We start from the raw sequence: 14,756 nt of genomic DNA, 5'->3' as shown, positions 1-14,756 counted from the left end.
CATGACCCGCTATTCTGCTGCCCATTGGGGCGTCTATGAGATCAACGCCGGGGCGGGCGATGATGCGCCGCACCTTTCGCCGCTGCGCGCCGACCCCGATCCCAATCCCATCGGGCTCGACCAGTTGGACGACAGCATGACCCGGCTGCGCATCGCCCGCCCGGCCGTTCGAAAAGGTTGGCTGGAGGGACGAAAGCGCGCGGGACGCGGCGAAGAACCGTTCGTCGAGCTCTCCTGGGACGAAGCGCTGGACATGACCGCCGCCGAAATAGCGCGGGTGCGGCATAACCATGGCAACGAGGCGATCTTCGGCGGCTCCTACGGATGGGCCAGTGCCGGCCGCTTTCACCACGCGCAAAGCCAACTCCATCGATTCTACAATGTGCTGGGCGGCTATGTGCGGAGCGTAGACAGCTATAGCCTGGGCGCGGGGCGGGTGCTGATGCCGCATATCGCCACCAGCATGGACGAAAGCAACGCCTCCCATACGAGCTGGGACGTGCTGGAGGCGCATTGCAGCCTGTTCGTCAGCTTCGGCGGTGTCCCGCTCAAGAACACGCGCGTCTCTTCCAGCGGTGCTGGCCGTCATCGTGCGCGCGCTGGCCTCAAGCGCCTGCGAGAAGCCGGCGCACGGATCATCAACATTGGTCCGGTGGGCGATAATCTGGGCGACGGTGATGCAGGGGAATGGATTGCCATCCGCCCCAACACCGACACGGCCATGATGCTGGCACTGGCGTGGGTGGTGCTGCACGATCCGCTGTTCGACCGCAGCTTCCTGGACAGTCACACGGTCGGCTTCGACATCTTCCGCGCCTATCTGCTGGGACAGGCGGACGCCACGCCCAAAACACCGCAATGGGCAGCGGCGATCACGGGCGTCCCCGCGGCTCGCATCGCCGCCCTCGGCCATGACCTGCTGCGCCATCGCACCATGCTCAATTGCGCCTGGGCGTTGCAGCGCGCCGCGCACGGCGAACAGCCATTCTGGGCATTGGTGGCTTTGGCCGCAATGGTCGGCCAGATCGGTCTGCCCGGGGGCGGCTATGGCCTTGGCTATGGCGCGATGAATGTCATGGGCAGCGCCCACCCGCGCCTGCCCGGCCCGGTCTTTCCGCAGGGGCGCAACAGCGTTGTAACGTTCATCCCTTGCGCCCGCATTGCCGACATGCTGCTGCATCCGGGGGAGCGCTTCACCTATAATGGCGGGTTGCACAGCTATCCCGATATCCGCTTGGTGCATTGGGCCGGTGGCAATCCCTTCCACCATCACCAGGATCTGAACCGGCTTCGGCAGGGATGGGCGCGTCCGGATACGATCATCGTGCAGGAACAGCATTGGACTCCGGTCGCGCGGCAGGCCGACATCGTCCTGCCTGCAACCATCTCGCTGGAACGCGACGATATCGGCTTTGCCACGCGCGAAGGGCTTTTCGTGGCCATGCGCCAGGCCACGCCGGCGCAGGGGGAAGCGCGCGATGATCACGAAATCTTCGCCGCTCTCAGCCGTCGTCTTGGCGTGGAGCAAGCCTTTACCGAGGGGCTAGACACGACCGGCTGGCTTCGCCGCATCTATGGCGAATGCGCGGAAAAGATCGCAGCCAACGGGATCGACCTGCCCGACTTCGATCAATTCTGGGAAGACGGGCTGATCGATCTGTCAGTCCATGACGCCCCCCATGTGATGCACGCCGATTTCCGCGACGATCCGCGCGCGCATCCACTGCCGACGCCATCGGGCAAGATCGAAATCTTTTCGGAGCGGATCGCCGCTTTTGACCTTCCCGACTGCCCCGGCCATCCCGTGTGGCTCGAGCCGTTCGAGTGGCTTGGCCATGAAAAGGCCGAAACGTATCCGTTGCACCTGCTGTCCGATCAGCCCGAGCGGCGATTGCACAGCCAGCTTGACGCAAGTCCTTATAGCAGAGCGGGAAAGGTTGCCGGGCGCGAGCCGGTCTACCTCAACCGTGCCGACGCGGCCGCGCGCGGCATCATCGATGGCGATCTGGTCGAATTGTTCAATGATCGGGGCCGCTGCCTTGCCGGCGCGATCCTGAGCGACGCGATCATGCCGGGCGTCGCGCGGCTGGCGACCGGCGCCTGGTTCGATCCCGGCACGGACCTTGAACGGCATGGCAATCCCAACGTGCTGACGCTCGACCGGGGCGCCTCGGGCTTGTCCCAGGGGTGCGTTGCGCAAACCTGCCTGGTCCAGGCGCGGCTGTTCGCAGGAGAACCGCCGCCCGTGACGGTGTTCGATCCGCCGCCGATCGCGCAACGCGATGGCAACCTCTAGAACCGGGAACTTTCGGCGCCAGATCAGAAAGTTGTCCAAACAACCTTGTTGCGCGCCGCGCATGACAAATTCTTCATGGAACTCCACCGCCCTTCCCACGCTGTGTCGCGACGAAGGAGATAGATGATGCGCAAAGGTCTTGTTCTGATTGCCGCCTTGGCCACCGCCACCCTTTCCGTCCAGCCGGCCATGGCCAAAGGCTGCATCCGGGGTGCTGTGGCAGGTGGTGTGGCCGGACATTTCGTGGGCAAGGGCCATGCGCTGGCCGGTGCGGCGGCGGGCTGCGTGGTGGCGCACCATCACTATGCCAAGAAAGCGCGGGCGCAGGCACAGGCAGGCCATCCCGGTTGAAGATCACCCCCGATCGCCGTGACGCCGCGCTGGAGGCACGGCGCGCGTTGAAGATGGCGCGGTCGGTCCATGCCTATGTGCGGGGCAACACGGCGCAGTTCTACCAATGGCTGCAAGCCTCACCCGCCATGGCGCATGTACCGGCTGGGCCGGACGTGTGGATTTGTGGCGACTGCCACTTGGGCAACCTGGGCCCGCTGGCTGATCGGCACCACGATTTTGCCATCCAGATTCGCGATCTGGACCAGACGGTGATCGGCAACCCGGCGCTCGATCTCATTCGCCTGGGACTGTCGCTCGAAACCGCCGCACGCAGTTCCGATCTGCCGGGCGTTGTCACCGCGCACATGCTGGCGGCGATGATCGATGGCTATGCCCGTGCGCTGTCCCCCGAAACTGAAGACGACCCGACCGAGCCCAAGGTGGTGCGCGCCGTGCGCCGCCGCGCTGCGGGCCGCCGGTGGCGGCATCTGGCCAACGAGCGGATCGATGGCCCCGCCCCCACGCTGCCGCTGGGCAAGCGGTTCTGGCGCCTGGCCGATCACGAGCGTGATGCGGTGGATGCGCTTTTTGCCGATCCGCACGTGCGAACGCGGGCCCTGGCGCTCGCCGGCTATGGCGAGGAAGGACACCTGCGCGTGCTGGATGCGGCCTATTGGCGCAAGGGGTGCAGTTCGCTGGGCCGCTTGCGCCATGCCGTGGTATTGGGCGTACGCGCCGACAAGCATGGCCCCGAATACCTCGCCTTGGTCGATATCAAGGAAGCCATTCCTTCAGTGGCGCCAGCAGCGCCGGGGGCGACCATGCCATCCGATCCCGCGCAGCGCGTGGTCGCTGGCGCCCGCGCGCTGGCGCCCAACCTGGGCGAGCGGATGATCCCGGCCCACCTGCTGGGCAAGTCTGTGGTGCTGCGTGAACTGGCACCGCAAGACCTCAAGATCGAGGTGGCACAATTCTCGCGCCGGCAGGCGGTCGCAGCAGCTTCTTACCTCGCCTACATCGTCGGCATGGGCCATGCCCGGCAGATGAGCGATGCCACGCGCCGCGCCTGGCGCGACATGCTGCTGCCGGACCTAGCACAGGCTGATGCGCCATCCTGGCTGTGGCAAACCGTGGTCGACCTGGCCGCGCGGCACGAGGCCGGCTACCTTGAGCATTGCCGCAACCTGATGTGACCGGCCCGCCGGCTGCCTGCCTTCCGGCCAGATAGTCCATCCTGCGCCGTGACGGCAGATTCGCCACACGTCGCGCTTTCTCGACCGGGCAAGGCGAGGATGCGCTTTTGGCGTGTTCCTGCAAGGATTGCGCGGCCCAAGGCCGCTTGAAATGCCGGCGCGCTCGCCGGTCTGCTCCGAAACGAAAGTAAATACTGAGTATTTGTGCGGATAGTGCATTTCGCGGCGACGCGATTCATTGCTTCCGGAGGTTTCTCGGCTCGCACCGGGGGCGGAAGTGAGGAATTGTTGTTTCACCGGCAGCAAGACGCAGCCGAAAAAATGCAAACGGTCGCCCGCGCGGCGGTGGCTCCGGTCTGCCATCCACTGGCCGAACCACCGCCCGCCATGGCGCCCGATGCACACGGATTTCAGACCTGTCGCCACGCAAAGGCCCGCCAATATTAAGGCTTTTGCCACGGGATATCACGTATGAAAGGGGGCATGCGCCATGGCCACTGCGGCGCCTTTGAGGGATGAAACCGAAGAGATGATGACCCCTGCCCACCGCTTCAAGCGGGTTTCCGTGATCGGCCTTGGCTATATCGGCCTGCCCACTGCCGCCGTCTTTGCCTCACGCGGGATCGATGTGATCGGCGTGGACGTGAACGAAATCGCAGTGCAGACGATCAACAAGGGCCGCATCCACATCGTGGAGCCCGACCTGGACATGGTGGTGCATGCCGCCGCACGGGAAGGGCGCCTGCGCGCGACATTGAAGCCCGAGCCGGCCGACGCATTCCTGATCGCCGTGCCCACCCCGTTCCGCGATGGCCACGAACCCGATCTTTCCTACATCGAGGCAGCAGCGCGCGCGATTGCGCCGGTGCTGGCCAAGGGGAACCTCGTGGTGCTGGAAAGCACCTCGCCCGTGGGCACGACTGAACAAATCGCGGCCTGGCTGGCCGAAGCGCGCCCGGACCTGAGCTTTCCGCAGGAAGCGGGCGAAGCGGCGGACGTTGCCGTCGCCTATTGCCCCGAACGCGTGCTGCCCGGCCATGTGCTGCGCGAGCTGGTGGAGAACGATCGGGTGATCGGCGGCCTCACCCCGCGCTGCTCGGCCGAAGCAGTGGCGCTCTACAGCACGTTCGTGAAAGGCGAATGCGTGGTCACGTCGGCTCGAACGGCCGAGATGTGCAAGCTGACCGAAAACGCGTTTCGCGACGTGAACATCGCCTTTGCCAACGAGCTGTCGATGATCTGTGACAAGCTGGACATCAGCGTGTGGGAACTGATCCGGCTCGCCAACCGCCATCCGCGCGTCAATATCCTGCAGCCGGGGCCGGGCGTGGGCGGGCACTGCATCGCCGTTGACCCGTGGTTCATCGTCAACCGCAGCCCGGACGAATCGCGCCTGATCCACACCGCGCGCCAGGTGAACGACAGCAAGCCGCACTGGGTGGTGGAAAAGGTCTTGGCCGCGGCGCGCGCTGTGGCCGCACGCAAGGGCTGCGCCCCCGAACAGGTGCGCGTGGCCACGTTCGGCCTGGCGTTCAAGCCCGACATCGATGACCTGCGCGAAAGCCCTGCGGTGGAAATCGTCAAGGACCTGTCCACCCATTTCTCGCGGCCGCTGCTGGTCGTTGAACCGAATATCGCCGTGCTGCCGCCTGCGCTGGCGGCCTGCGGCGTTGAACTGATCGATGGCTTTGCCGCTCTCGATCAAGCCGATGTCTGGACCCTGCTGGTCGATCACCGCCCGTTCAAGACCGTTTCGCCCAAGCGGCGCGACGGGGTGGAGATCGTGGACGCACGCGGGATCTGGACGGACTGAGCGCCCGATCCGCAACCCCGCCTTGCGCGCGGCTGACGAACTGACCTTCGTCACGCGCCAGGCGGCGGGGGCCAGCCGCCAGGGGGCGGACGGCAGCGGATAACGCAGCGGCGGTGGCCGGGGGCCACCAGACCAAGCCGCCAGCGTTTCGGATCGGGCTCTCTTCCACAACTGTGCAAGCCCCGGTCGATCGGGGCGCCGTGGGGAGCCGATGATCGAAACGCCAACCCGAGACGCGTCTGTACCCGGCCCTGCGGCAAATGCCGTGCTGGCGCCCGCCGCTCCAATGGCAACGGCAGACGCAGCACAGCGTGCGCAAGTGGCACAGAGTGGCCGTGCCTTAGCAGACGGCCTCCAGGCTGGCGCGGCTGGGGCATTCTTGCTGGCCGGCTGCGCCACGCCGGGAGATGCCACCCTGCTGGCAGCCGATCTGGCCGCCACTAAGGCCGAAAGCGCAGCCTGGCGCGCGGCCGCCGAACATGCCCGCCTTGCCACCATGCGCCAGGCCGAGCGCCACGAACGCACCGTGGCGGCCTATGAAACCCGCCTGTGCCAATTGCAGGGATCGCCGGCCTATCGCCTGGGCGAGACGCTGCTCCACGGCTTGCGCAAACCGGGCCGCTGGTTGGCGCTACCCGGTGGACTGCTGCCGCTGCGCCGGCCTTCGAGCAAGCGCGATGCAGACTTGCCGCTGCCCGGCCTTCCTCTGGCAGAAGCCGCCATCGATCCGCCGGTCGGCCCGCCTGATGTCGTGCCCGATCGGGACGAAGCACCAACCGCAGCGCCGCTCGCCCCCCTGCCGCCGATGACCCCTGCCACTCTGGCTCGAACAGAAGAGCGCGCCCGCAAGAAAGCGCAGCAGCAGGAACAGCGCGCCCGCGCCGCACGGGCCGATGCCCATGCCGCCCGCGCCCGCGCGCTGCGCCATAGCGATCCGGTGGCTGCGGCCCAGGCCGCGCAAGCCGCGCATGACGCCGATCCGCAGCCGTGGCGGGCGAAGTGGCTGGCGTTTCGCCTGCACGATGCGGGGGAACTGACGCGGCCGGCAGCGCTGCTCCAGGGCCTGCCGCAGGACGTGGGGCTGAGCGCATCGGAAAGCAGCCGCGCGCAGCAGATCCTGGCGCTCGCCGCCATGGCGCAAGCCCTGCCCGAACTGCCGCCGGTGGCGGCGCCGGCCTATGACCCGCGCCCGCAAAGCCTGCTCTATTGCGCCGCGAGCGCCCTGCCCTGGCACACCAGCGGCTATACCACCCGCACCCAGGCGCTGTTGCAGGCGCTGGCCGCGCAAGGCGTGGACCTGGTCGCCCTTACCCGCGCCGGATATCCGTGGGACCGCGCCGATAGCGCCGGCACGCCCGAGGCGCTGGCTACCCGCCATGATGGCCTCGATTGGCAGCACTTGCGCCAGCCCAGCCAGTCGTTGCCGCTCGACATCTATATCGAGCGCGCCAGCATCGGCATCGCCCGCCTGGCCAAGGCCCGCCGCGTCGCCGCGATCCAGGCTGCGTCCAACCACGTCAATGCCCTGCCTGCCCTGCTTGCCGCACGCCGCCTGGGCATTCCCTTCCACTATGAGTTGCGCGGCCTGTGGGAAATGAGCCGCGCGGCCAATGTGCCCGGCTTTGCCGGCACCGAGCGCCATGCCCTGGGCCTGGAGCTGGAAGCCTTCGTGGCCCGTGCGGCGACCCGCGTCTTTGCCATCTCGCAGCCCCTGGCCGATCATGTGATCGCGCAGTGGCGCCTCGATCCCGCGCGCGTGGCGCTGCTGCCCAACGGCATCGATAGCGCCGGCTTTGCAAGCATTTCGGCCGATCCACTGCCGCGCACCACGATCGGCTATGCCGGGGCGCTGGTCAGCTATGAAGGGCTCGACCTGCTGATCGAGGCCTTGGCCCTGCTCAAGGCACAAGGCCTGGATATCGACCTGTTGGTGATGGGCGATGGGCCCTTGCGGGCGAGCCTGGAGGAACAGGCCCAGCGGCTGGGCCTGGCCCAGGCCGTCACCTTTACCGGCCGCCTCGATCCGGCGCAGGCCCGCGCGCGCATGGCCGCCTGCCACATTGCCTGCCTGCCGCGCCGGCGCAGCGACGTGACCGAACTGGTGCCACCGATCAAGCTGGTCGAGGCCATGGCCCTGGGCCTGCCCGCCGTGGTGCCGGACCTGCCCGTGTTCCGCGCCGAGGCGCAGCACGGCGAGACCGCCCTGTTCTTCACCCCCGACCACGCCGCAGACCTCGCCCACGCCATCGCCACGCTCGCCACCGATCCCGCCCTCGCCCAGCAACTGGGCCAGGCCGCGCGCTCCCACGCCGCCGCAAATCGCGATTGGAACACCATCGCCAACGCCGTCGTGCAAACCTTGCCACAAGCAGAGCCAGAGCCGGAGCCCGAACCCACGCCCGAACCGGCCGTCTTGGCCGCTGCCGAAGAAGCGCAGCGCCGGGCACAAGCGCTGCAACGCGCCGAGGCGCTGACCCGCCAGGCCCGCGCGCTCTATGCTAACGACCTGCCCGCCGCGATTGCGCTGGCGGAAGAGGCGCAGGCCCTCGACCCGCAACCCTGGCGGGCCAAATGGCTGGCGTTCCGCTGGCATGAAGCGGGCGATACGGTGCGCGCGGCGCAACTGCTGCAAGCCCTTCCGGCCAATCTGGCGCTGAGCCGTTCGGAACGGAGCCGCATCGACAAGATCCTCGCCCCACGCACCATAGCGCCAGCGCCAACTCCCGAACCGGCTCCCGACCCGGCCGCCTTGGCTGCCGCCGAACAAGCGCAGCGCCGGGCACAAGCGCTGCAACGCGCCGAGGCGCTGACCCGCCAGGCCCGCGCGCTCTATGCCATGGATCTGCCCGCCGCGATTGCGCTGGCGGAAGAGGCGCAGGCCCTCGACCCGCAACCCTGGCGGGCCAAATGGCTGGCATTCCGCTGGCATGAAGCGGGCGATACGGCGCGTGCGGCGCAACTGCTGCAAGCCCTTCCGGCCAATCTGGCGCTGAGCCGTTCGGAACGGAGCCGCATCGACCAGATACTCGCCCCACCCACCGTGGCGCCAGCGCCGACAGCCGAACCGGCTCCCGACCCGGCCGCCTTGGCTGCCACCGAACAAGCGCAGCGCCGGGCGCAGGCACTGCAACGCGCCGAGGCCCTGACCCACCAGGCCCGCGCCGTCTGTGCCAGGGATCTGCCCACCGCGATTGCGCTGGCGGAAGAAGCGCAGGCCCTCGACCCGCAACCTTGGCGGGCCAAATGGCTGGCGTTCCGCTGGCACGAAGCAGGTGATACGGCGCGGGCCACGCAGCTGTTGCAAGCCCTGCCCACCGATCTGGCGCTGAGCCGTTCGGAACGGAGCCGGATTCGCCAGATTCTCACCCCCCTTGCTTCCAAGCCGATGCCTGACCCGGCCGAGGCAGAAGAAGCGCGGCGCCGGGCGCAGGCACTGGACCGTGCCGACGCGCTGACCCGGCAGGCGCGCACGCTGTACACCAGCGACCTGCCCGCCGCGATTGCCCTGGCGGAAGAGGCGCAGACACTCGATCCACAGCCTTGGCGCGCCAAGTGGCTGGCGTTCCGCTGGCATGAAGCAGGCGATCCGGCCCGCGCCGTGCACCTGTTGCAATCCCTGCCGGCCGATCTGGCGATGAGCCGATCGGAACGCGGCCGCATCGAACGGATTCTCAATCCACCCGCGCCCGAACCGGCACCCGATCCCGAAGCGCTGGCCGCCGCCGAGGAAGCGCACCGCCGCAGCGAGGCCCAAGCCCTGGCCCGCAGGCTTACCGAACAAGCGCGCACGGTGCAGGACACAGACCCACATGAAGCCGCACGGCTTGGCCTGGCCGCGCACGACGCCGATCCGCAGCCGTGGCGGGCGAAGTGGCTGGCGTTTCGCCTGCACGATGCGGGGGAACTGACGCGGCCGGCAGCGCTGCTCCAGGGCCTGCCGCAGGACGTGGGGCTGAGCGCATCGGAAAGCAGCCGCGCGCAGCAGATCCTGGCGCTCGCCGCCATGGCGCAAGCCCTGCCCGAACTGCCGCCGGTGGCGGCGCCGGCCTATGACCCGCGCCCGCAAAGCCTGCTCTATTGCGCCGCGAGCGCCCTGCCCTGGCACACCAGCGGCTATACCACCCGCACCCAGGCGCTGTTGCAGGCGCTGGCCGCGCAAGGCGTGGACCTGGTCGCCCTTACCCGCGCCGGATATCCGTGGGACCGCGCCGATAGCGCCGGCACGCCCGAGGCGCTGGCTACCCGCCATGATGGCCTCGATTGGCAGCACTTGCGCCAGCCCAGCCAGTCGTTGCCGCTCGACATCTATATCGAGCGCGCCAGCATCGGCATCGCCCGCCTGGCCAAGGCCCGCCGCGTCGCCGCGATCCAGGCTGCGTCCAACCACGTCAATGCCCTGCCTGCCCTGCTTGCCGCACGCCGCCTGGGCATTCCCTTCCACTATGAGTTGCGCGGCCTGTGGGAAATGAGCCGCGCGGCCAATGTGCCCGGCTTTGCCGGCACCGAGCGCCATGCCCTGGGCCTGGAGCTGGAAGCCTTCGTGGCCCGTGCGGCGACCCGCGTCTTTGCCATCTCGCAGCCCCTGGCCGATCATGTGATCGCGCAGTGGCGCCTCGATCCCGCGCGCGTGGCGCTGCTGCCCAACGGCATCGATAGCGCCGGCTTTGCAAGCATTTCGGCCGATCCACTGCCGCGCACCACGATCGGCTATGCCGGGGCGCTGGTCAGCTATGAAGGGCTCGACCTGCTGATCGAGGCCTTGGCCCTGCTCAAGGCACAAGGCCTGGATATCGACCTGTTGGTGATGGGCGATGGGCCCTTGCGGGCGAGCCTGGAGGAACAGGCCCAGCGGCTGGGCCTGGCCCAGGCCGTCACCTTTACCGGCCGCCTCGATCCGGCGCAGGCCCGCGCGCGCATGGCCGCCTGCCACATTGCCTGCCTGCCGCGCCGGCGCAGCGACGTGACCGAACTGGTGCCACCGATCAAGCTGGTCGAGGCCATGGCCCTGGGCCTGCCCGCCGTGGTGCCGGACCTGCCCGTGTTCCGCGCCGAGGCGCAGCACGGCGAGACCGCCCTGTTCTTCACCCCCGACCACGCCGCAGACCTCGCCCGCGCCATCGCCACGCTCGCCACCGATCCTGCCCTCGCCCAGCGACTGGGCCAGGCCGCGCGCTCCCACGCCGCCGCAAATCGCGATTGGAACACCATCGCCAACGCCGTCGTGCACACCTTGCCCAGCCGCGATATCGACGCGCAGGATGGAGGGGGCGACCTTGCCGAACCGAGCGGTGACGGGTGGATCGTGCCGGATGCGGAAAGCCTGATCGCCGCTTTGGTACAGGCAAATCCGGCACCGGCGCGTGCCGCCATGGCCACCGCGCCCTTTACCGATGCCGCCCAGGCCGCGCGCGAATGGCTACGGCTGGGCAAGGCCGCAGGCGAAGCGGGCGCCGGAACTGCTGAGTTGTGCGCCGCGGAGGAAGCCGTCGGGCTGGACCGCGGGCTTGCCACTTTGGCAGGCGCCTATGCCGCTGCCCAGCGTGCCGGGGCGTTTGACCATTGCGCGCAATGGATGCTGGAAATGCGCCATCATCCCGATGCGCGGGCCGACCGCGCAGCCCAGGCCCGTATCGAGCGGTTGGCCCAGGGCCTGGCCGGACAGCTTGACCTGTTGCACCTGATCACCCCGCGCCGTGCCCGCGCGCTGGCCCCGGTGCCGGGCCGGGTGTGCTATATGCTGCACAACAGCCTGCCCTATGCCACCGGAGGTTATGCCACGCGCACCCATGGCCTGGCCTGCGGCATGGCCGCGGCGGGGTGCGAGGTTCTGGCAATGACCCGGCCAGGCTTTCCCTACGATGCCGTGGCGGGCCTGGCCGATGGCGATGTGCCGGAGGCGGAGGTGATCGACGGGATCACTTATCTGCGCACGCCCAACCCCGCGCGCATCGACATGCGCTATGTCCATTACATTCCCGCTGCGGCGCGCGCGCTGGAGGAACGCTATCGCGCGCTGCGCCCGGCGCTGGTCATGGCCGCGTCGAACCACCTGGTGGCGCTGCCCGCGCTGATCGCGGCGCGGCGGCTGGGCATTCCGTTTGCCTATGAAGTGCGGGGCTTTTGGGAAGTGACCAAGATGTCTCGCGAGGAAAGCTATCGCGCGACGCCAGCCTACCAAGTGCAGGAAAGGCTTGAAGCGGCCATCGCCCAGGCGGCCGACCAGGTCTTTACCCTGACCGGCCCGATGGCGGAAGAACTGGTGGCGCGCGGGGTGGAGCCGGGCAAGATCGCGTTGCTGCCCAATTCCTGCGACCCGGCCCGCTTCACCCCCCGTCCGCGCGATATTGCCCGCGCGCATGCGCTGGGGATTCCCGCCGACGTGCAGGTGATTGGCTATGTCGGCACTTTCGTGGATTACGAAGGGCTGGACGACCTGGCGGCCGCCTGCGCGCTGCTCAAGGCGCAGGGCCATGCGTTCCGCCTGCTGCTGGTGGGCAGCGAAAACACCAGCGGCAGCGAGCGCGGACCGATTGCCGAGGCAATTGCCGATATTGCCGCGCGAGGTGGCTTTGCCGAGTGGCTGATCATGCCCGGGCGGGTGCCGCACGACGAGGTGGAAAGCTGGTATTCGCTGATCGACGTGTGCCCCTTTCCGCGCAAGCCCTGGCCGGTGTGCGAGATGGTTTCGCCGATGAAGCCGCTGGAAGCGCTGGCCATGGAAAAGGCGGTGGTGGTGTCCGATGTGCGCGCCCTTGCCGAAATGATCGCGCATGAGGACACCGGCCTTGCCTTTGCCAAGGGTGACGTGGCGAGCCTGGCCCAGGCGTTGGCGCGCTTGATCGGTGATCCGGCGTTGCGCGCGGCGCTGGGGCGGCGCGGCCGGCGCTGGGTGGAGGCAGAGCGAACCTGGCTGGGCGTGGGTGAGCAGGCCGTGGCCCTGATGCAGCACGATCTGGCGCAGGCCCCCGGCAACACTCTGGCAGAGGCAGCGGAATGACCAACATGACCGCATTCGTGCGCAGCCTTCGGCGCAAGTTGGGCCAGGCGACGCCGGGCGACAATCGGTTCAATGTGCGCACTGGCGGCTTGCTGAGCACGGGCCGGCCGGACTGCCTGCCCCTGCATTTCCGCGTGCGTCATGTGCCAGGCGCCACGCGCATGCTGGTCACGCTACATGGCGCCGCCGATGCCGCGCGGCGCGGACGGCCGGTGTTCAACGGCTTCAATCCCGATCTGGCCGATTGCATCCAGGTGGCGGTCAGCGATCCTTCGCTGCAATTGCCCGGCGATTTCGGAATCGCCTGGTTTGCCGGGCACCAGGATTTCGACACCCCGGCCCTGCTGCGCCGCGCCTTTGCCGAAATGGCCAAGGCCTGGGGCGTGGAACGCACGATCTTTTTCGGCACGTCTGGCGGTGGGTTTGCCGCGCTGGCGCAATCGCATGCCATGCCCGGATCGATCGCCGTAGTCGGCAATCCGCAGACCCGCATCGCCCGCTATCATGCGCCCTCGGTCACGGCCTATCGTGAAGGGTGCTGGCCGGCATTGGCCGACAATGCCGCGCTGGAGCGCGTAACCCTGGCCGATTGCACGGCACTTTATGGTGCGGGTTTTGCCAACACGGTGATCTATGCCCAATCGATGGGCGACCGCCATCACTGGCGCGCGCACATGCTACCGTTCGCAGCGGCTGTGGCTGGCCGGGGCAATGCCGATCGGGTGCTGTTCCACACCGATTTTCATGGGGTTCACGGCCACGCCCTGCCGCGCGAAGCCTATGCCACCTGGCTGCGCGCAGCGGTGATCAGCCCGACCACGATGCCGGCCGACCTGCTGGATACCTGGCACGCCTTGCGCCAGGCGGGTGTGCCCCGAAACGCCCCCGCCCGCCGCCGCGGCAAGGCGAAGGCCCCCGGCGACACGGCGCTCCTCAACCCGCCCCAGACGCTCTCGGCAAGTGCCCGCCTGGAAGCCTGGCTGGCGCGCCACCCTGCCGCCGCAGCACCGGCAGCCCAGCCCCCACACGAACCCGAAGATGAGCCGCCCGCACCGGTCAACCCGGCCGATGCCAGCAAGGAAGCCGCCTGATGCACAATCCCTATCGCGGACGCGATGCCCGCGCCTTTTGGAAAAGCGCCGTGGCCGAGCACCACCTGGCCGATATGACCGATGTGTGGGACCCGATCGCCTTGAACCCGGAGGATTGCATCGCCACGGCGGGCAGTTGCTTTGCCCAGCATATCGGCCATGCCCTGGCCACGCGTGGCGCGCATTTCCTGGATTGTGAACCGCCGCCACCGGTCTTTGCCGATGCAGCCGAAGCGCGGCGGTTCGGTTATGGCGTGTTTTCGTGCCGTTATGGCAATGTCTATACCGCCCGGCAGATGCTGCAACTGGCCCAGGAAGCGCTGGGCCTGCGCCGCCCGGCCGAAGTGGTGTGGGAACGCGAGGGGCGCTTTTACGATGCGCTGCGCCCGGCGGTGGATCCGGCCGGCCATGCCACCCCGGAAACCGTGCATCTGGCCAGGCGGCTGCACCTGGGCGCGGTGCGCACCATGCTGGAAACCATGGACGTGCTGGTGTTTACCCTGGGGCTGACCGAATGCTGGGAAAGCCTGGTGGATGGCACGGCCTATCCCACGGCGCCGGGCACCATCGCGGGCAGTTTCGACCCCGCCGCCCACGCGTTTCGCAACATGCGGCATGGCGAGGTGGTGGCTGACATGACCGCGTTCTGGGCGCTGGTGAAAGAGATCAATCCCGGTGCGCGCATGCTGCTGACCGTTTCCCCGGTTCCGTTGATGGCCACGGCCAGCGGCGGCCACGTCCTGCCCGCCACGGTCTATTCCAAATCCGTGCTGCGCGCGGCGGCGGGAGACCTGGCAGCCGACCTGCCCGACACCACGTATTTCCCCAGCTACGAGATCATCGCGGGCCATCCCAGCCGGGGCCTGTTCTTCAACCCCGATCTGCGCACGGTGAACCCGATGGGGGTGGACCTGGTCATGCGCCATTTCTTTTCAGGACCGCTGGCCAATGTCTTTGCCCCGCCCGGCCACACCGCCGAGCGAGCGCCCGAAGCAATCTGCGAAGAAGGCCGCATCACCGAAACGCTCTGAAC

At 68.2% G+C, this 14,756-nt stretch carries 7 protein-coding genes; all 7 read left to right on the top strand.

Going from position 1 to position 14,756, the window contains the following annotated elements:
• Position 1 precedes the first annotated feature (1 nt).
• The 7 genes from FHW94_RS12860 (at position 2) to FHW94_RS12830 (ending at position 14,754) form a co-directional block, all read left to right on the top strand.
• On the top strand, positions 2 to 2,296 hold the full coding sequence (locus FHW94_RS12860) for a molybdopterin-dependent oxidoreductase (protein ID WP_168556247.1): 2,295 nt from the start codon (positions 2 to 4) through the stop codon (positions 2,294 to 2,296).
• A 126-nt stretch (positions 2,297 to 2,422) separates the two neighbouring features.
• Positions 2,423 to 2,647, top strand: a complete 225-nt coding sequence (locus FHW94_RS12855) for a hypothetical protein (RefSeq protein WP_168556246.1) — start codon at positions 2,423 to 2,425, stop codon at positions 2,645 to 2,647.
• On the top strand, positions 2,644 to 3,822 hold the full coding sequence (locus FHW94_RS12850) for a DUF2252 family protein (RefSeq protein ID WP_282599586.1): 1,179 nt from the start codon (positions 2,644 to 2,646) through the stop codon (positions 3,820 to 3,822). Before FHW94_RS12855 ends, FHW94_RS12850 begins: the two co-directional genes overlap by 4 nt.
• 529 nt (positions 3,823 to 4,351) lie before the next feature.
• Entirely contained in the window at positions 4,352 to 5,635 is a 1,284-nt protein-coding gene (wecC, locus tag FHW94_RS12845; protein WP_349237513.1) for a UDP-N-acetyl-D-mannosamine dehydrogenase, read from the top strand.
• Positions 5,636 to 5,921: 286 nt separating this feature from the next.
• Positions 5,922 to 12,632, top strand: a complete 6,711-nt coding sequence (locus tag FHW94_RS12840) for a glycosyltransferase (RefSeq protein ID WP_168556245.1) — start codon at positions 5,922 to 5,924, stop codon at positions 12,630 to 12,632.
• Positions 12,629 to 13,723, top strand: a complete 1,095-nt coding sequence (locus FHW94_RS12835; protein ID WP_168556244.1) for a hypothetical protein — start codon at positions 12,629 to 12,631, stop codon at positions 13,721 to 13,723. Before FHW94_RS12840 ends, FHW94_RS12835 begins: the two co-directional genes overlap by 4 nt.
• Positions 13,723 to 14,754, top strand: coding sequence for a GSCFA domain-containing protein (locus FHW94_RS12830; protein ID WP_168556243.1), 1,032 nt, complete (start codon positions 13,723 to 13,725; stop codon positions 14,752 to 14,754). The genes FHW94_RS12835 and FHW94_RS12830 overlap by 1 nt, the downstream gene beginning before the upstream one ends.
• The last annotated feature ends 2 nt before the right edge of the window (positions 14,755 to 14,756 follow it).

It is taken from the genome of Novosphingobium sp. SG720, assembly GCF_012275365.1.
GTDB lineage: Bacteria > Pseudomonadota > Alphaproteobacteria > Sphingomonadales > Sphingomonadaceae > Novosphingobium > Novosphingobium rhizosphaerae.
This window is presented reverse-complemented; position numbering and strand designations above follow the sequence as displayed.